Source organism: Polyangium sp. 15x6 (genome assembly GCF_029960785.1).
Taxonomy (GTDB): domain Bacteria; phylum Myxococcota_A; class Polyangia; order Polyangiales; family Polyangiaceae; genus Polyangium.
This window is the reverse complement of sequence record NZ_JASBQE010000067.1, coordinates 47576-67412: the sequence shown is the minus strand read 5'-3', so window position 1 is coordinate 67412 and position 19837 is coordinate 47576. Positions and strand designations below refer to the sequence as shown.

Genomic DNA, 19837 nt, shown 5'->3' with positions numbered 1-19837 from the left:
AAGAACCGCGCGATGCGCGGTTCTTCCACCCCGAGTCCAGGGCTTGCCCTGGTCCGGGTCGAGGGGCGGACAGCCCCCGCGGGGTCCGGGGCAGAGCCCCGGCGCAGCGGCCTCCCTCGTGCTCGTTTTGGGAGTTCCACACGTGTCAGGTGGTGGTCCTGTGCCGGCACGGTGCCTGGCACGTGTGTCGGTCGTGATGGCTGTTCGGGTCGGGCAGGTGACACGTGTGGCAGTGGGCGGATCCGTGCTCGTCGCTGCATGGACACACGTGGCAGGCCGTCCCGGCGCTCGGAGAGGGCGGGTGACACGCGTCACCGGTGCCGCGCGGGTGTGGCTCGGCGAGGTGACACGTGTGGAACATGGCGTTCCCGGTCCGCGGGAGCGGGTGACACGCAGGACAGGCGCGCGGGGAGGGTGGGGAGGGCGGGTGACCGGTGTGGAAGGCGGTGTTACGACGCCTGTCCCTCGATGTATCGCCCGAGCCCCTCCGCCACCGCCTCGAAGGCGACGCGGCAACGCGGGCTGTCCCGCAGGTCCATGTGCATCGCCACCCACGTGTCGAGCGGCAGCGAGAGGGCCTTGGGCAGCACGCGGACCAGGCGCGCGTCACGCCGGGCGAGCCCGACCTGGCAGATGCCGATGCCGTAGCCGGCGCGGATCGCGGCGAGCTGGGCGAGGTCGCTGTCGGCCCTCAGCGCGAAGGCGTCGCGCCGCAGCGGACCGAGCTCTTTGCGCAGGCCGCGGAGGAACGCCGTCTCGCGATCGAACCCGATGATCGCGTGGCCGCTCATCAGCTCGGCGAAGCTCCGCGGCGTGCCGTGGCGGCCGAGGTAGTCCTCGTGCGCGTGCAAGCCGAGCTCGATCGTGCCCACGCGGCGCGCCAGGAGCACGTCCTGGCTCGGGCGCACCATGCGCACGGCGATGTCGGCCTCGCGCTTGAGCAGGTCTTCCACGCGGTTCGTGAGCGCGAGCTCGATCCTCAGCCCGGGATGCTCTGCGCGCAGCGCCGCCAGGATGGGCGGCAGCACCTCGACGCCGATCACCTCGCTCGCCGTGATGCGCACCGTGCCGCGCACCCCGTCGCCCTGGCTTTGCGCCACGCGCAAGAGCGCCGCCGCGGTCGCGGCCAGGGTCTCGGCGTAAGGCGCGAGCGCGCGCGCGGCCTCGGTCGGCGCGAGGCCGAGCTGCGAGCGCGTGAACAAGGAAAGGCCGAGCGCCTGCTCCAGCGCCTCCACGTGCCGGCCCACCGTCGGCTGCGTCAGCCCGAGCGAGCGCGCCGCGCCGGACAAGCTGCCTTCCTTCAAGACGCCGAGAAACGAGCGGTAGAGCTCCCAGCCGGGCTCCGCATCCGTCATACGAAACCGTATAGCCGCTCCAATCTCTCGTGCAATTTCAATTGTGGCGACTCCGGCCCACACTGCCGTCACCGAAACCAAGGAGCATCGTGATGGCGAGCAAGAAGACGGTCCTCGTTCTGGGCGCGACCGGCGGCATCGGCGGCGAGGTGGCGCGGCAACTGCGCGACGCGGGGTGGACCGTGCGGGCGCTGCATCGGGATGCCGCCCGCGTGGCGGCGCGGGCCGAGGGTCTTTCCTGGGTGCAAGGCGACGCGATGCGCAGCGACGACGTCCGGAGGGCGGCGGAGGGCGCGTCGATCCTCGTGCACGCGGTCAACCCGCCGGGCTACCGGAACTGGGGCGAGCTCGTGCTTCCGATGCTCGAGAGCAGCCTCGCAGCCGCCCGCGCCGCCGGCGCGCGTGTCGTGCTGCCAGGGACCGTCTACAACTACGGGCCCGATGCTTTCCCGGTGCTCCACGAGGATTCGCCCCAGCACCCGCGCACGCGCAAGGGCTCGATCCGCGTCGAAATGGAGCGCCGGCTGCGCGCCGCCGCCGCCTCCGGCGTGCGTAGCCTCATCGTGCGCGCCGGCGACTTCTTCGGCCCGCGAGCGGGCAACAACTGGTTCTCGCAAGGCCTGATCAAGCCCGGTCGACCCGTCGAAACGATCAGCGATCCCGGCCGCCCCGGCGTCGGCCATCAATGGTCCTACCTGCCCGACGTGGCGAAGACGATGGTCGAGCTCCTCGAGCGCGAGGAGGGGCTCGAAGATTTCGCGACGTTCCACATGGCCGGCCATTGGGACGAGGACGGCACGCGCATGGTGAATACGATCCGCCGCGTGGTGGCCGGCGCGACGGGCGGCGCGGAGCCCAAGGTCCGAGCTTTCCCGTGGTGGGCGCTCGGGCTCGCCGCGCCGTTCGTGCCGCTGTTCCGCGAGATGAAGGAGATGCGTTATCTGTGGCAGGAGCCGATCCGGATGGACAACCGGCGGCTCGTCGCGGCGCTCGGCAGCGAGCCGCACACGCCGCTGGAGGAGGCCGTGAGGAGGACGCTTTCGGGGCTCGGATGCATCGAGCGCTGACGTCGATGGCCGCTCGAATGCGTTTCCAGAGGGAATCCCGATCGGTCTTCCGGTCTGAACGCGGGCCTTTCAGAAGGCCGCGCGGATGGTGCCGCCGTCGACGCGCAGCACCGCGCCGCTCACGTAGTCCGCGTGCGGGCTCGCCAGGTAGGCCACGGCGGCCGCGATCTCTTTCGGGCGGCCCAGGCGGCCCACGTCGTTCGGGACCAGGTCGCGCACGGCGCCGCGCTCGATCGCGTCCTCGCTGTCGCCCCAGCCGAAGCGCGGCGCGACCTCGGTCAAGAGCTGCTGCACGGACGGCACGAGGATGGCTCCGGGCGCCACGACGTTCGAGGTGACGCCCGAGCCCTGGAGCTCACGCGCGAGGGAGACGGCGAGGTTGTGGCGCGCCGCCAGCGAGGCGTTGTAGTCCGGCTGCATGGCGATCGGCTGCTGCGCGAGGCCGCCGCCAATCTGGATCACACGGCCCCAGCCGCGCGCGCGCATCTGCGGAACCAGCCGCTGGATCATCCGGACGCTGGACAGGACGTTCGTCTGGTACGTGTCGAGCCATATCGCCGGCGTCGCCTCGGTCCAGTTCCTGTGGTGGTAGACGCCGGCATTGTTGACCAGGATGTCGATCGGTCCGCCGGCGAGCGCTTTCGTGGCCACGCTGTCGGCGCCCGCGTCGCTGGCCAGGTCGCCGAGCGCGACCTCGGCGCGCCCGCCGGCCGCGCGGATCGCCTCGGCCACCTTGTCGGCGCGGCCTTCGTCGCGGCCGTGGACGACCACGTGAACGCCCTCCGCCGCGAGGAACGTGGCGATCGCCTCACCCAGGCCCGCCGTCGCTCCGGTGACCAGCGCGCGCCTGCCGTCGAGCTCGAGATCCATGCTTTGTCCTTTCCTGCCTGCTCTGGCGACTTGTTGCCGCCAGAAGTCTACGCGTGTAGACTAGCGACAAGATACATGGCGACATCCCGGAAGTCTACACGTGTAGACACAAAACGATCGCGGACCCAGGAAGAGCCCGATTGTACGCCTCCCAGGCGGCGCAACGCGGCCGAGACCCGCCAGGCGATCCTGGACTCTGCGCGGGCCGCCTTCACCCGCGCGGGCTACGACGGCGTGGGCGTGCGGGAGATCGCGACCGGCGCCGGCGTCACCGCCATGCTCGTGAATCGCTACTTCGGCTCGAAGGAGAGCCTGTTCGCCGAGGTGGTCGACGTCACCCTGTCGCGCCCCGGCATCCTCACCCGCGAGATCACCACGATGGGGCACGACGTCGCGGCGCTCGCCCGGCACATCTCCGCCGCCCTCGTCGACGCGACCTCGCCCACGGGCACGCCGCTGGACGGCTTCTTGATCATGCTCCGCTCCGCGAGCAGCCCGCAGGCGGCGGCGATATTACGCGACAAGTTCGAGGCGCATTTCGAGCACAGGCTCGTCCCCGCATTGCCAGGGGACGCGGCGCGGGAACGAGCGTCGCTGATGCTCGCATTGATCGCCGGGCTTCAGCTCATGCGGCAGGTCATCGCCATGCCCTCGCTGACCGGCGCCGATCCATGCACGCTCGAAAAGCAAGTCGAAGCGCTCTTTCGGCTCCTGATCATCCCGAACGTGTAAAACCTGGTTCGTCGGCGCGAGGCAAACCGCCCTGGATGCGCGGCGAAGCCCCTCGTCGAGCGCAACTGGCTGAAACATCGGCTGCCGCCAAAGGAATGGCGTCATCACGTTGACGAACTCTCTCTGGCGAGAAATGCGCCAACGATGTACGACGTGATGTCCACCACCGCTCGAGGGCACCGGGCACGGCGCAGCCGCGGCGTTCGTTCTTGACGAAAACGCTGCGGCACGCTTCTCATGTGGATCAGCAATGGGAAGCACGCTGAATACACCGGTGCTCGATTCGACCTTCGAAGTCATCGAGGAGATCGCGTCGGGCAAGGAGCACGTCTGGGTCCGTGCCCGGCGAAAGGACGACGGGACGCCGTGGATCCTCGAAATGACGGGCCTCGAGCTGCCGAGCTCGCGCGAGATCGCGCTCCTCCGTCACGAGCACGAGATCCTCGAAGAGCTCGCGGCGGTCCCCGGCGTCCTGCACAGCGAAGGCCTCGTGCGGATCGGGCGACGATGGGCGCTCGCGTTCCCATCCGTCGCGGGTCATCCGCTGCGCGACGCCCTCCGTCGAGGCCCATTGTCTCGAAAAACAGCGCTCCGGGTGGTCGTCTCGATATGCGAGATCCTCGCGGCCGTCCACGACAAGGGAATCGTCCACAAGGACATCCAGCCGGATCACATTCTCTACGACCCGACGACGGGCGCGGTCCATCTGTTCCATTTCGGGCTCGCGGGGCGAATCGGGGCGAAGCTCGCCGGCGGGGTCGCGGCGCAGTCGCTCGAAGGGACGCTCGCTTATGTCTCGCCCGAGCAGACGGGGCGCACCGGGCGGCCCATCGGCCGCACGAGTGATCTGTATTCGCTCGGGGTCACGCTGTACGAGCTCCTGACCGGCGCGCCGCCGTTCACGAGCGCCGATCCCCTCCACCTCGTGCATAGCCATATCGCGCGGACCCCGACGCCGCCGCACGAGCTCGACGCCGACATCCCCGAGGTGGTCTCGGCCATCGTTTCGAAGCTTCTCGCGAAGGAGGCCGACGCCCGGTACCAGAGCGCATCCGGGCTCGCGGCCGACCTCGTCGAGTGCCTGCTCGAGCTCGACGAGCGCGGCGAGATCCAGCCGTTCCCGCTCGGCCAGCACGATCGGCGGCGCACCTGGACCGGGGCCCAGCGGCTCTACGGGCGCGCGCGCGAGATCGAGGCCATGCGCGAGGCGTTCGGGCGGGCGAGCCGCAAAGGCGCCGAGCTCGTGCTCGTGGCGGGATATGCGGGCATCGGCAAATCGGCGCTCGTGCAGGAGCTCTACCCGGACGTCGCCCTCGCGCACGGCTATTTCGTCGCGGGGAAGTGCGATCAGTACAACCGCAATCAACCGTTCAGCGCAGTCTCGCAGGCGCTCCGGGATCTCCTGCGCCAGGTGATGGCGGAGCGGCCCGCGGAGGTCGAGGCGCTCGGGCAGTCGCTCGCGGCCGTGCTCGGCGCGAACGCGGCCCTCGTCGTGCCGCTCTTGCCCGAGCTCGAGGGCCTCCTCGGGCCACAGCCGGCGGTCCTCGAGCTCGGGCCGTCCGAGTCGCAGAACCGCTTCGATCAGGTGCTGCAGGCGCTGCTCTCCGTCTTCTGCCGGCCCGAGCACCCGGTCTCCATCTTCCTCGACGATCTGCAATGGGCCGACGCGGCGTCCATCCGGCTGCTCCGGCTCTGGCTCACGGATCCGGGGCGCTCCCATCTGCTCCTCATCGGCGCGTACCGGGAGCAAGAGGTCGACGCGGCGCATCCGCTCCGGCAAACCGTCGACGCGCTCCGGCGCGACGGCGCCCGCGTGACCGAGATCCACCTCGGGGCGCTCTCGTCCGCGGACGTGACGTCGCTGCTCGCCGACGGGCTCGAATGCTCGCCCGACGCCGTCGCGAAGCTCGCCGCGCACGTCGCGCAAAAGACGCTCGGAAATCCGTTTTTCGTGAACCAGCTCGTGCTCGCCATGATCCACGACGGAGACGTCGCCTGGAACGAGGCCGCGGGGGCATGGCAATGGGACCTCGAGAAGATCGGCGCGCGGGGCGTCAGCGACGACGTGGCCGTGCTCGTGGCGGCCGACCTCGGGAGATTGCCGCCCGAGACCTTGCGCGTGCTCCAGCTCGCGGCCTGTATCGGGCACCAGTTCGACCTCGGCGCGCTCTCGCTCGTGGCCGAGCTTTCGCCGGCCGATCTCGCCGTCGCCCTCCGGAGCGCGGTGCAGGAGGGGTTCGTCCATACGCTCGATTCCAGGGACGCGAGCGCCGACGAGGAGTCGCGCTACCGCTTCCTGCACGACCGCATCCAGCAGGGCGCGTACCTGATGATCCCCGCGTCGGAGCGGCCGCGTGTACATCTCGATATCGGCCGGGCGCTCCGCGCGCGCGGGGGGCTCGACGGGAAAGGGGCGCTCTTTTCGGTGGTCGGCCACCTGAACCGAGCGACGATGCTCCTCGAATCGGCCGAGGAGAAGCTCGACCTCGCGCGGCTCGACCTCGCGGCCGGGCGGAACGCCAAAGCGTCGACGGCGTATGCGTACGCCGTCGAGCTCTTGCGCGCGGGGCTCGACCTTTTGCCGGAGGACGCGTGGACGACGGAGTACACGCTCGCCCGGGGCCTGCACGCGGAGTGCGCCGAGAGCGAGTACCTCGCGGGGCATTTCGACGCGGCCGAGGCGCTCTTCGCCGAATGCCTGCGGCACGCGCAGGACGACGTCGAGCACGCGGGCCTCGAGAGCATCCGCATCAAGCTGTATCAGGTCGCGGGGCGATACGCGGAGGGCGTGGAGCTCGCGACGGCGGCGCTGCGTAGGTTCGGCGTCGATTTGCCCGAGACGGCCGAGGACACGAACGCGCAGCTCGCGGGGGAGATCGATCGAATCCAGGCCGGAATGGCGGGCCGCAGCATCGAGGATCTCCTCTCGGCGCCGCGCATGGAGGATCCGAGGGATCGCGCGGTGCTCATGTTGCTCGCCGATTGCGCGCCTTGCGCGTACATCGGCCGCCCGGCTCTTTTCCCGCTCGTCGCGCTGCGCATGCTGAATTTCTCGCTCCGGCACGGCAACGCGGAGCCGTCCTGCTTCGCCTACAGCGTCTACGGCCTCATGCTCGTCGCGGTGTTCGGCGACGTCCCGTCCGGCGTCCGTTTCTCGGAGATGTCGCTGCGCCTGAACGAGAAGCTCGGCGACAAAAGGCTCCGCGGGACGCTGCTTCATCTGCACGGCGATCACATCCAGTTCTGGCAACGTCACATGCGCGAGGACCTGCCCGTGCTGGAGAGCGCGTTCACGGCGTGCCAGGAGGTGGGCGACGCGGTGTATGCGGGGTTCCTCGCGTTCGAGGCTCCCTGGCAGCACTACGAGATCGGCACGCCGCTGCCCGACCTCTTCCGCATTTGCGAGGGGTTCGTCACGTTCGCGAAGCGGACCAACAACCGTCCCATCGAGCTGACGATCAAGCTCGAAACGCAATATTTCCGGGCGCTCATCGGGTCCGACGTGACGTCGATGAGCCCCGCGTTTCACGAGGCGGACGCCCTCGCGCAGATCCACGCGGCGAGCTTCGGCTGCGGCATCGCGTTCCACCACATCCTGCGGCTCTTTCTGCTCTACACGTTCGGCCGGCCCGCCGAGGCGCTCGCCGAGCTCGAGCACATCCGGCCCGTGCTCGGCGCGGTCATGGGCATGCCCATCGAGGCGACGCTCGCGCTTTACGTGGCGCTCGCGCACCTCGCGCTGGGAGGGGAAGAACATCTCGAAGCCGCGCGCAAGGAGGAGGAGCGGCTCGCGGCGTGGGCGACGCACGGCCGTGACAATTTCCGGCACAAATGGCTGCTCGTCCGCGCCGAGCGCGCGCGCGCCGAGGGGCGCCGAGAGGACGCGATCGCCCTCTTCGACGAGGCGATCGACGAGGCGCAGCGCGGCGCGTTCTTGCAATACGAGGCGCTCGGGCACGAGCTCGCGGCGGGTTGCCTGCGGCAGCTCGGCTCGGGCCGCGCGGCGTCCGTGTACGTGGCCGAGGCCATCGACGCCTACGAGCGATGGGGGGCAAGCGCCAAAGTCGCGGAGCTTCGGGTCCGGTTCGGCGAGGTCGCGCGGTGGCAAAGGGGCTCGCAGCCCGCCGGCAGCATGCGTTTCCCGAGCGACGCAGGCGGGCTCGACATCCAGGCGCTGCTCTACGCCTCCAGCGCCATTTCGAGTGAGCTCCACCTCGAGCACGCCCTCGATCGCGTGATGCGCACGATCCTCGCCTGCGCGGGGGCGCAACGCGGCGCGCTGGTGCTCGAACGAGACGGCGCGTTGCGCCTCGAAGCCCTGGCGTCGCTCGAGCCCGACGAGGTCCGCGTCAAGCTCGAGGCTCCGCTCGAGACGCGCAGCGATCTGCCGCAATCCATCGTCCGGTACATGGTGCGCCTCGGCGAGCCCTTGTTGCTCACGGATCCGGCGATCGATCCACGGTTTTGCGACGATCCGTACCTCCGCCGCCGCGCGCCTCGTTCACTTCTTTGTCTCGTGCTGAAGCAACGCGGCCGCCGGTTCGGCGTGCTCCTGCTCGAACATTTCGAGGCGCGTGACGCGTTCTCCGCGGAGCGCGCGGAGCTCGTGCAGATCCTGAGCGCGCAGGCCGCCGGCGCCCTCGAGAACGCTTTGCTTTACGCGACGCTGGAGGAAAAGACGCGCGAGCTCGCCGCGCACGGAAAACTGCTCGCGCGCGAGGTCGAGGAGCGTACGGCGGAGCTCCGGGCGGCCAACGCGCGTACGGTGGAGCAGGCGGAGGTCTTGCGCGCGCAAAGCGAGCGGCTGGAGCGAGAGCTCGCAGAGCGCGCCGAGGCCGAGCGGGCGCGCGAGGTGCTGCATCAAGAGATCATGCGCGCCCAGGAGGACCGGCTCGCGGAGCTGTCGACGCCGCTCATCCCGCTGACGAAAGGTGTGCTCGTCATGCCGATCATCGGGAACGTGGATGCGGCGCGCGCCCAGCAGATCCTGGAAGCCGCGCTGGCCGGCGCGCACGCGTCTTCCGCGCGCCTGGTGCTCCTCGATTTGACGGGGTTGCGCTGCGTCGACGCGGCCGTGGTGAGCACGGTCGTGGAGACGGCGCGCGCGCTCGCGTTGCTCGGCACCGAGACGGTGCTCACGGGGATCCGCGGCGAGGTCGCCAAGGTGCTCGTCGGGCTCGACGCAGATTTCCGCGGCATCACGACGCGCTCGTCGCTCGAGAGCGGCATCGAGCACGCATTGCGACGCACGGGCACGACGTTCAAGCGCTGAACCCCCGAGCGGAGGGCGCGACCGCCCCCGGAGGACTTCCCTCGGCACATCCTCGCGAAGTAGAATGCGGGGCACGAATCACGTGCCGGGTCGAAGATGCGTCTCTCGTTCACCCTGATCGTCCTCGCGTCCTGCGGCGTCGCGTCGTGCGGCGCTCCGAAACGAGCGGCAGCGCCGCAGCCCGACGCCGTAAGGCTCGCCGAGGTGACGAAGCCATCGGAAGGCGAGCCGAACGACGTCGTCGTGCTCGCGACCTGGATGCGTCCCGCCCCCGCCGTCGGCGAGCGATGGTCACTCGTCGATCGTGATGGCTTCCTCGGCGAGGTGGTGGTCCGCAGCGCGATCGAGGCGCGATGCGATCACTGCCCGCAGCATCAGGCGACGGCAGCGCCGGAGGGCGGATGGAAGCGGCCGATCGCCGGCGCGATCGCCATCGGTCCGGCCCTGGGTCCGCTCACGAAGGCGCGCGTCACCTTCCAAGATGATCGATGGATCGACGCGTGGAAGAAGGCGCCCGAAGGCACCTTCGTGCACGAGCTCGACATCGACGTCGACGGCGACGGTCTCGCCGACATCACGCGCTGGGCGTCGGGACCGCAGGTCACATACGAGCTCCGCGCGCGTGTCGGCACGACGTGGAAGGTGCGGGAGCGCTGGGTCACGCCGCATCTCCTCGATGTCGAGGACGCATCTCCCGAGCCTCCGGCGAAGAATGCACCGCAGGTCTGTCCTACCGAACCCGACGGCGACGCGGACGGTATCCCGGATCGTTGCGACGCCTGTCCCGTGGAGCCGGGGATGATCTGGGACGACTACCCCGGCATCGATGGCTGTCCCACGGCCGTCTTTCACAGCCTCGTGCGAGGGCCCGAAGACGCCACGCGCGCCGCCGCCAAGCGAAAGCCATCCCCCTGCGGCCGGATGCCCGGCACGCGCATCCTGCCGCCGCCCGCCTGTCCGTGACGCCTGGAGGCGCTTCGCCGGGGCTCTGCCCCGGACCCCGCGGGGGCTGTCCGCCCCTCGACCCGGACCAGGCACGGCCTGGACCGAGGGTGGAAGAACTGCGCGATGCGCAGTTCTTCCAACGGGCCCGTGAGAGAGCCTTGCCCGTCGAAAGGGCAGCGCGGCGGTCTTGCTTGGCAGGGGTCCTTCTTCGGCCTGTTCGATGAACTGCGCATCGCGCAGTTCATCGACCCCGGGTCCAGCGCTTGCGCTGGTCCGGGTCCAGGGGTGGACAACCCCTGGTGGGGCCTGGGGCAACGCCCCAGCGCGGCGGCTTCGACATGAGTGGCCGCTTTCGCCGTTGCCAGGTCTGCTGGTATGTTCGGCGGCGCGATCGCATGCCCCACCTCACGCTCCCCACGATCTTCACCATCGGTTCGACGCTCGCGTTCCTCGTGCTCGAGCGCGTGCGGCCTGGCCGCGCGCTTCCGCACGTTGCCGGCTGGCATGTGCGTGCGCTCTTCTTGAACCTCGCGCAGCTTGGCATCACGCTCGCGCTGAATCGCGTCTGGGCGTGGCTGTTCCAGGGCGCCTCGCTCTTCACGCTCTCTGCGCTCGGGCGCCCGTGGCTCGAGGGGCTCGTGGCTTGGTTCGTGGGTACGTTCTTCTATTACTGGTGGCACCGCTTGCGCCATGCCGACGGCTTCTGGCGCGTCTTCCACCAGATCCACCATTCGCCCGCGCGCATCGAGATTCTCACGTCCTTCTACAAACACCCCGTCGAGATGCTCTCCGACGCGCTGCTCAGCGCGGCGATCGCGTACCTCCTGCTCGGCATCTCGCTCGAGGGCGCATTCTGGTTCAATTTCTTCGCCGCGACCGGAGAGTATTTCTATCACGGCAATTTCAAGAGCCCTCGCTGGCTGAAATGGTTCATCCAGACGCCCGAGCTACATTCCGTGCACCATCAGCTCGACATCCACCGTTACAATTTCTCCGACCTGCCGCTGTGGGATCGGCTCTTCGGCACGTACAAGGACGCGGACGAGTTCGCCCCGGCTTGCGGGTTCCCCCGCGACAACGAGCGCAAGATCGGCGCGATGCTCGCCTTCCGGGACGTTTATCACGACCCTGCTTGAGGGCTACGTGCCACCGGGAAGCTCGACCACGAACGTCGAGCCGAGCCCCGGCCCACTCTCGACCCGGATCGAACCGCCGTGTGCCTCGGCGATCCTGCGGCAGATGTACAGGCCGAGCCCGAGCCCGCCATAATGGCGCGCCGACACGGCACGCCCGAAGCGCTCGAAGATGCGGGCTTGCTGGTCCGGCGCGATCCCGATTCCCTGGTCCGAGACCACGAGGCTCGTGCTCCCCGCCTCCTTGCGGACGGCGATCGTAATGGGTTTGCCGCCGCCGAACTTGATGGCATTGCCAAGGAGGTTCGTGACCACCTGCTCGAGGCGGGACCGATCCCAGACACCGATCACGGGAGCGTCACCGTGGATCCGGACCGGACATCGCGATCGCTTCAGATCGAGCTCGAACCGCGCGACCACCTCCTGAACGAGGGCGCTGAGATCGACCTCCGCGGTCTCGAGCGCGACCTGCCCGGAATCGAACCGCGAGACGTCCAGGAGCTCGTCGATGAGCCTGTTCATTCGATCGCTCTGGCGACAGGCGCGCTGGATGAGATCCTCGGTCGCCTTGCGATGGATGGGCATGTCCGACTGGCTCGACCGGAGGAGAGATTGAAGGGACAGCCCAAGCGACGTCATGGGGGTGCGCAGCTCATGGGAGGCGACCGCGAGGAACTCGTCGCGCATACGAACGGCTTCCTGCGTCGCGCGGTAGAGCCGCGCGTTGTCCATGGCGATCGAGGCGCGGTGCGCGAGCTCCTCGGCCATGCCGAGATCGGCGGCCCCGTAGGGGCGGCCAATCTCGGCAGAGACGAGGCTCACGGCTCCGGAGACCTGCCCCCTCGCCATGAGCGGCACGTGGATTCCACTCTTGGGCCCGAGATCGCGGAGGATCCTGAAATGCTCCGAATCCACGGTGGTTGCGCGTATCGTCGCGTCGGTGATCTCGGAAAGGAGAAGCGGCTCGCCGCTCCGTATCACCTGCGCCGCTGGGTGGGACGAGCTTGGAAATGGCGGATAGCGCCGCTGAAGCTCCTCGAGCAGCGGTTGTTTTGCCGGGTCTCGGTGAACCCCCGATACGCGCCGGATTCGTCCGTTGTCGACGATGTCGATCACGCACCAGTCGGCGAGACCGCGGACGCAGAGCTCCGCGAGGCGGCGGAGGACCTGCTCGTACTCGAGCGACTCGCCGAGGCTCTCGCTTGCCTCCGCAAAGAATGCCGAGCGGCGCTCGTGCTGCTCGGCCGCCTGCCGCGCGGTTTGCTCGCTGGAGAGCAGCCGGGCGTTTTCCAGGGAGATGGCGGCTTGCGAAGCCACGAGCTCGAGGGCGCTGAGGCGCTCGGCCGTGAAGGCCCCCGGGACGAGGTTGTTCTCGAGATAAAGCAGGCCGAACACCTCGCCCGTCCGGAGAATCGGCAAACACAGGATCGACTTCGGCGCGCGCCGCACGATGTATTCGTCCGAGGAAAACCTGCCCGCCTCGGCGCTGGCGTCGTCGAGGATCCGACGCTCCTTCGTGCGACGCACGTAATGCACGATGGAAGCGGGGACGAGCTCCGAGGATTCCGCCAGGACGGGCGATAGCATCCTCGCGCGCGCCCCCTCAGCGTCGAGCGTGGCCTCCGCTTCGATCCACAAAGCACCGCCTCGGGAGATGAGCAGATAGGCTTTCTGCGCCCCGCCGAGCTCCAGGACGACCCGGAGCAGCGTGTGGATGAGCTTCTCCTGCACGATCTCGCCCGAGATGGTCTGCGACGCCTTGACCACCGCGAGGAGGTCGAGCTGCTCGGCCCGCACGGCCAAGGTGGCCGTCGGCGCAGTGGACGTCCGCTCGAACAGATGCGGATACGACCGGTCGAGGCTCCGCACCTTGCCCTCGGCCCCCCAGCGCACGTAACACGCGCGCGCCTCGCGGAGGTAGGTGTCGGCGATGAGCTCGAATCCCCGATCACGATAAAATCGCGCGGCGAGCTCCCAGGAGATTCCTTCGTTTTGAACGAAGCCGTTTTCGCGCGCCGAGCGGATGGCCTGCTCGTAGAGCCGCATGGCTTCGGGCTCGCTGCCCTCGATGCGGGCGATCTCGGCCGAGAGGAGCGCATACTTGTTGAAGAAGCTCTCGGGGCAGCTCTCCGACCACACGCGGAGCTGCTCCTGGTCGGCGCGAAGCATCGCCATGGCCTCCGCCTGCTCCTCGAGCGGCGCCTTGGAATAGCGCGCCGCGAGGGAGAGCGCGCCATAGTAATGACACTCCGAGACCTCGTCGAACGATGGGCACGACCACAGGAGGGAACGGGCTATGGCTGCCGCGGAGGCGGCCTCCTCGTAATTACCGGCCATGAAGCGCGCTTGGGTCTTCCAGACGTAGTACCAGCAGACGGCAATCGCCATGCTCGTTTGGCGCTTGGCCAGGAAGGCCTCGTGCTCTGCCTCGTCGAATCCCGCGCCGTCGAACGCCCCGAAGTGGGCGGTGAGGCCGCGGAGGTTCTGGATGAGGCGCTGCTGGACGACGATGACGCTCTCGAACATGCCGAATTTCGCCTTGCGCGCGAACGAGAGTGCTCGCTCGGATTCGCGATGGACATCCTCCAATCGCTCGCCCTTGACGATGAGGTACGTGATGAGGTTATTGCCCGCATAACAGGCGAATGTCTGGTCACCGACCTCCACCGCCGTGGCGAAGGCACTGTCCACCAGGGCCCGTCGTGTCGAGGCCGGTCGCGCCCAGTGCGTGAGGAGAAAGAATTCGAGCAAAACCTTCGCCTTGTAGCCGGTCAAGCCGCGCTTCTCGACCAGATCATAGCCCAGCTTCCCGAAGCGAAAACCCAGGGGATACTGGCCGAACTCGGGCCCGAGCAGCATGCCGAAGAACACATAAGCGAAGCTCGAACCCGCGGCGTTGCCATGCTGGAGGCTCAAGGTCACGCTGTGGCACGTCGTCAAGCAGACGAGGTTGATGTCAGTGTAGAGCGCCGGCGAATTGATGGCCACCAGGATGTCGAGGGCCGCCTTCCCGTCGGTGTCGATCATGGGTGGCAGATCGAGCAGGTCCTCGATCCGCCGTTCGCCGAGCATTTGCCAGATCCGCCCGTACTCCCGATCGACCTCGTCTCGGCCGGGGTGCGGCGACAGGACGATTCCGAACGGATAAAGGCCCGTAATCGCCGCCGCCACGGCCTGATCGTATTGATCCTGGATCGCGTGCAGGTACACCTTCACGGACGTCGCGCGAGCGCGGTCCACGTTCGTCCTCGCGTGGCGGAGGATCACCGAGAGCAAGCCCTCCGCCGCGGCGAACCCACCGCTCACGAACTCGCATTCGGCGCGCTCCAGGTGAAGGCGGAAGGTGAGCTCGTACTGGGTCTCCCAGCCATCGGGCGCGAGCAGCGCCATCCCAGCCGAGAGGTATTTGATGGCCGAGAGGTAGGCCGTGGACGCCTTCGCCTTCCTTCCAGCAATCAAATTGAGCTGAGCGACCCGGTCTTTCTCGTCGCGGGACGCGAGCAAGGACGCGCCGAGGTTCAGCTGGTTGGTGATCTCGAAGATCCTCTCTTCGAGCTCCCCCTTGGATACGTGAGCGACGAGCAGCTTTCCGATCCGGAGGTGCACGAGAGCCCGCTCTTCCTCGGGGATGAGCGAGTAGGCCGCCTCCTGCACCCGATCGTGAAGGAACGCATACGTGTCGTCGCGGCGCAGGACGAGCCCCTCGTGGACCGCTTCCCAGAGCGCGCCGTGAATGTCGCTTTCGGAGCGGCCGTCGATCATCGAAAGGACGCGGGTCTCCGCGGTGTTCCCGACGCAGGCGGCGAGCTTCATGGCGTCCTGCGTGGTCGCCGCGAGGCGCCTCAACTTTCCCACCATCAAATCGACGACGTGGTCGGAGAAATTCTTGGCCTGGATCTTGTCGACATCCCAGCTCCAGGATGCCAATCGCGGATCGAACGTGATCAGGTGCTCCTGGTGCAGCGTCGTGAGGAACTGGATCGCGAAGAATGGATTGCCGGCGGTCTTCTCGTGCACGAGCCGCGCGAGGGACGCGACCTCCTCGGGGCGGCGGTGGACGATATCGGCGACGAGCTCGGCCACGTGCGCTTCCGAAAGGGGCGCGAGGACGATGTCACGTACGGCAACGCCGCTCCTCCGCACCTCGCCCCGCATGCGCATGAGCGGATGCGACGGGTCGACCTCGTTGTCGCGGTACGCGCCTATGAGGAGGAAATACCTCGTATCGGGGTGCGTGACGAGGTGCGCGAGGAGCTCGAGGCTCGCGGAGTCCGCCCACTGGAGGTCGTCGAGAAAAACCACCACGGGGTGCTCTTCCCGGGCAAACGCGGAGACGAGCTGCCGGAACACCATGTGGAAGCGGTTTTGCGCCTCGACGAGGGGCAGCTCCGGGACGGGCGGCTGCCGGCCGATGACGAGCTCGATCTGGGGAATCACATCGACGATGAGCTGACCGTTCACCCCGAGCGCGGCGCGGAGCCGCTGCCGAAAGCCTTCGATCCGCTCGTCGGTCTGGCCGAGGAGCTCGCTCACGAGGTCCCGGAAGGCCTGCGCGATCGTGGCGTAGGGAATGTCGCGCTTGTATTGCTCGAACTTCCCCGAGGCGAGCAAGCCCTGCTCCCGGAAGACCGGCTTGTCGAGCTCGTGCACCAGCGACGATTTGCCGACGCCCGAGTAGCCGGAGACCAGCACGAATTCGGGGGTCCCCTCGGCGACGACCCGCCTGAACGCCCCGAGGAGCGCGGCGAGCTCTTCGTCACGACCATGGAGTTTTTCGGGGATTCGAAATCGATCCCCCACGTCTCGACCGCCCAGGGGAAAGGGATCGAGCCGGCCCGTCGATTGCCACGACGCCAGGCAACACGCGAGGTCGTGCCGGAGACCGGCGGCGCTCTGGTAGCGCTCCTCCGCTCCCTTGGCGAGCAGCTTCATGACGATGCGAGAGAGCACCTCCGGCACGGACGGCACGAGCTCCCGAGGGGGAGCGGGCGACCGAGCGATGTGGCAATGCACCCACTCCAGCGAATCCGTCGCCTGAAAGGGCAGCCGGCCCGTCAACATTTCGTAAAACGTGACGCCGAGGGAATAGAGATCGGAGCGATTGTCGATGGCGCGGTTCATCCGCCCCGTCTGCTCCGGCGACAGGTACGGCAAGGAGCCTTCGATGAGGCGAAGGGGCTGGGCAGCCCGTCGCTCGCGTGGGAGACGGGAGGCGATTCCCAGGTCGGCGATCTGGACCGCGCCGGTCGCGGGATGGACGAGGATATTCGCCGGCTTGAGGTCCTTGTGAATGACGCTCTGGGCGTGAATCTCCGCCACGGCCTGCGCGATGGACACCGCGAGAGGGAGAAACCTGGGAACGCCCATCGGCGCCCCGAGGAGGTGGAGCAGCGAGACGCTGCCCGCGTCCTCCGTGACCAGAGCCGGCGAGCCCTCGAGCGATTCGAGCGCGAGTGGCTTCGCGACCGCGGGGATGTCGAGCATCCTGCCGAGCTCGTACTCGTTTTTCAGGCGCTCGAGATCCCTGGGCCGGCACCGCCGAGGATCGAGCATCTTGATGACCACCGGACGTTGATCGGCGTCCCTGCGTCCACGATAAACGGCGACCCCGTCACGCTCGGAGAGCGTCTCTGTCAGCGTGTACATGAAAGGCACCGGCTCCTGGGCCTCCGGGCCCCTCTCTTCATCGGCTCCACCAACAGACGCGCCCGGTGGGAAAGACCAGGGCGAGAGCTCCCACGGCCGGATCCATAGGCCTCCGCCTGCACTTCCGCTACCGCCGCCGTCCCGTGAGTTCTCGAGGTCGGGATCGTTCGTTCGCGGAAGCGGGCGCGCGGCCCGAGGCGATGCGGGCCTCACGGGCCTCACGGGCGCCGGTAGACCGCCCCTGCCTTCATCACGAAGCGGACATTCCGCAACGCCACGATCTCCCGGGTGGGATCCCCTTCGACCGCGATCAGATCGGCCAGCTTGCCGGCCGCGACCGAGCCGATCGCTGCATCGAGGCGCAGCACCTTCGCCCCGCGGGAGGTCGCCGCGCGTAGTGCATCGACAGGCGTCGTGCCGTATTCCACGAGCAGCTCGAGCTCGCGGACATTGTCTCCGTGGGCGAACACGCCGACGTCGCTCCCGTTCACGAGGCTCACCCCTGCATCGAGGGCCGCCTTGAAGGCCTTTCGCTTCTTCGTGAGGCTCTCGGGCTCGGGCGTGCTGCCCTTCTTCCAGCCTCGATAACGCGCGATGGCGTCCGTTGCCGCGAGCGTCGGGCAAAACGCGACGTGATTCTTCGCCATGAGCTTGAAGACCTCCGGCGTCCCCCCATCTCCATGCTCGATCGTATCGACGCCGGCGAGGGCCGCGCGCTGCATTCCTTCGGCCGACGACGCGTGCGCCGCGACGCTCCGGCCGCTCGAATGCGCGGTCTCGACGATGAGCCGGAGCTCCTCGACCGAAAACGTCGGCCGCACCTCGGCGCCGGGCCCCCAATAGTAGTCCGCATAGACCTTGATCCAATCGGCACCGTGGCCGATCTGGTCGCGCACGACACGCAGGAGCTGATCGTGCCCGTCGGCTTCTTCTGCGCCCTGCGGCACGTGGAAGCCGGGATCGAAGCCCTTTGGACCATAACTCCCCGTGGCGACGATGGCCTTCGTCGTGACGAGCATCCGCGGGCCGGGGATGATCCCCTGGTCGATGGCCTGCTTGAGCCCGACATCGGCGTACCCCGCGCCCTCCGTCCCGAGATCACGGACCGTCGTGAAGCCGGCGAGCAGGGTATTCCGCGCGTGATTCGTCGCGCGGGCGACGCGGAGGGCGAGCGGCTCCCGGGCCACCTGCGCATCCCAGGAGGCTTCGTCGTACGGGTGCAGAAAAAAATGCGAATGCCCCTCGATGAGCCCGGGCAAGAGCGTCGTGTTCGGCAAATCGACGACCACCGCGTCGCTCGGCGCCTGCATCTGCCCCTCGGGCCCCGCCGCCTCGATGCGATTGCCGCGCACGAGGACCACCCATCCCTCGTGCGGACGCGCGGTCTCGCCGTCGAAGACACGCGCCGGCTTGAGCAAATAGAGGCCTTTTCCCGCCGTCCCCGTGAACGTGGGCGCGGGGAGGGGAGCCGGAATGGAGGCCGGCGCCGAGGCTCCCTGCGCGGGAATCGACACCGCCGAAGGGGCAGCGCTCGCGGCCTCCGGGGCGGCGTTCGCCGGGGTGGCGCGCGGCGGCTCGGCGGGGACGGTCCCGGCCGCTCCGCTGCAGCCCGACAAGAACGAGATTGCGATGAGCAAGGCCCCGACGACACCGGCGGTTTTCATGAGCGACGCGGTCCCTACCACGAGCGCTCGCGTCGAGGTACCTGAAAACGGAGTCGACGAACGTCATCCACGGCTGAGGCTCATGGTTTCCACGAGCCTCGTTGTGCATCGAATGGCTCCACGGACGGCCACATCGATGCTCGCCGGCAGCCGATGCAATCCTCCGCGACCGGGATCCCCGCATCGAGCAGCCGGCGCGCGGCGGAAGGCTCGATGAGGCCGGACTGGAACCACACGACCGAAGGGCGCAAGGCGAGCGCGTCTTCGAGGTGGGGCAGGAAATCGGCGGGCTTGCAGAAGACGTTGAGCACGTCCACGGGCCGAGGCAGCTCGGTCAGGCGGCGGCGGACGGGGACGCCGAGAACGTGGGTCGCGTCCGGATAACGCGTCGGGACGGGCAGGATCTGGTAGCCGACTTTCTGGAGGTAGAGCGGAATCTGGTGCGCGTCGAGGTGGGCCCGGCTCTCCGGTTTGATGCCGAGGACGGCAATCGTGCGGGCATTCCGGAGCGTCCGCTCCATCTCCACGGGGCTCAGGAGTCCCGAGGGATGCGCCTCGTGCTTCATGCTTCGCCGAGCTTTCGTGTGGGAATCGAGATGCCGAGCGCGATCACGAAGAAGGGCACGACGAGCCCGCTCTTGAACGCATGCATCGCATCGGTATACCCGTGCTGCGGAAACACTTGCATGACGGCCGTGGCCATCGGCCAGGCCGCCACGAAGAGGGCCTGGCCCAGCGCCCAGCGTCGCAAGCCCACGGGGACGCGAAACGCCCGGAGGATGCCCGCGACGAGGGAAGGGGTGAGCAGCCACCAGAAAAACAAGGGCCGGGGCAGGCTGCTCAAAAAGAAGAATCGGCTGAATGCCGTCCGGAGAGAAGACTCGGTGAGAGGTACCGCGAGCGCCGCGACGAGCGCGAGGGCGGCGACGAGCGCGGCTCTCCGCCGAGGCGAGGGCACGTCGAGGAAGATCCAGGTCCAGACGAGGAATGCGGCGACGGAGACCGGCACCGCGAGGTGGAAGTATCCCGTCCAGACGAGCCCCTCCCAGCCGCGCCACTCGACCTCCAGGCGCCAGAGGACGCCCGCCAGAAACGCGAGGATTCCGAGGGCAGCGCCGGGGAGCATCGAGGGCACCGTACCACGAGAGGGCCG

The 19837-nt window shown here is 68.4% G+C and carries 11 protein-coding genes; 5 read left to right on the top strand and 6 right to left on the bottom strand.

Annotated features, from left to right (window positions below):
- Positions 1-449 precede the first annotated feature (449 nt).
- Entirely contained in the window at positions 450-1355 is a 906-nt protein-coding gene (locus QHF83_RS36030; RefSeq protein ID WP_282422568.1) for a LysR family transcriptional regulator, read from the bottom strand.
- Between the two features lie 92 nt (positions 1356-1447).
- On the opposite strand from QHF83_RS36030, the gene QHF83_RS36025 reads away from it, so the two are divergent.
- A complete protein-coding gene (locus tag QHF83_RS36025; RefSeq protein ID WP_282422567.1) occupies positions 1448-2422 on the top strand; it encodes an NAD(P)H-binding protein in 975 nt (324 codons plus the stop codon).
- A gap of 69 nt (positions 2423-2491) precedes the next feature.
- On the opposite strand, the gene QHF83_RS36020 is transcribed toward QHF83_RS36025, so the two are convergent.
- Positions 2492-3292, bottom strand: a complete 801-nt coding sequence (locus tag QHF83_RS36020) for an SDR family NAD(P)-dependent oxidoreductase (protein ID WP_282422566.1) — start codon at positions 3290-3292, stop codon at positions 2492-2494.
- Positions 3293-3478: 186 nt separating this feature from the next.
- Here QHF83_RS36020 and QHF83_RS36015 point away from each other — a divergent pair, with 186 nt between their 5' ends.
- The 4 genes from QHF83_RS36015 (at position 3479) to QHF83_RS36000 (ending at position 11377) form a co-directional block, all read left to right on the top strand.
- A complete protein-coding gene (locus QHF83_RS36015; RefSeq protein WP_348980504.1) occupies positions 3479-4024 on the top strand; it encodes a TetR family transcriptional regulator in 546 nt (181 codons plus the stop codon).
- A gap of 250 nt (positions 4025-4274) precedes the next feature.
- The gene (locus QHF83_RS36010; protein ID WP_282422564.1) at positions 4275-9296 is read left to right on the top strand and encodes an AAA family ATPase; all 5022 of its coding nucleotides are present in this window, start codon (positions 4275-4277) and stop codon (positions 9294-9296) included.
- Positions 9297-9392: 96 nt separating this feature from the next.
- Positions 9393-10259, top strand: coding sequence for a hypothetical protein (locus tag QHF83_RS36005; RefSeq protein WP_282422563.1), 867 nt, complete (start codon positions 9393-9395; stop codon positions 10257-10259).
- 377 nt (positions 10260-10636) lie between these two features.
- Entirely contained in the window at positions 10637-11377 is a 741-nt protein-coding gene (locus tag QHF83_RS36000) for a sterol desaturase family protein (protein ID WP_282422562.1), read from the top strand.
- Positions 11378-11380: 3 nt separating this feature from the next.
- On the opposite strand, the gene QHF83_RS35995 is transcribed toward QHF83_RS36000, so the two are convergent.
- From QHF83_RS35995 to QHF83_RS35980, 4 genes are all read right to left on the bottom strand, one after another.
- On the bottom strand, positions 11381-17020 hold the full coding sequence (locus QHF83_RS35995; protein WP_282422561.1) for an ATP-binding sensor histidine kinase: 5640 nt from the start codon (positions 17018-17020) through the stop codon (positions 11381-11383).
- 218 nt (positions 17021-17238) lie between these two features.
- Positions 17239-18684 carry an amidohydrolase family protein gene (locus tag QHF83_RS35990; RefSeq protein WP_282422560.1) on the bottom strand — a complete coding sequence of 482 codons (1446 nt, stop codon included), beginning with the start codon at positions 18682-18684 and terminating at the stop codon, positions 17239-17241.
- An 80-nt stretch (positions 18685-18764) separates the two neighbouring features.
- The gene (locus QHF83_RS35985; protein ID WP_282422559.1) at positions 18765-19250 is read right to left on the bottom strand and encodes a CoA-binding protein; all 486 of its coding nucleotides are present in this window, start codon (positions 19248-19250) and stop codon (positions 18765-18767) included.
- A complete protein-coding gene (locus QHF83_RS35980; protein ID WP_282422558.1) occupies positions 19247-19810 on the bottom strand; it encodes a hypothetical protein in 564 nt (187 codons plus the stop codon). Before QHF83_RS35980 ends, QHF83_RS35985 begins: the two co-directional genes overlap by 4 nt.
- Positions 19811-19837: the final 27 nt, after the last annotated feature.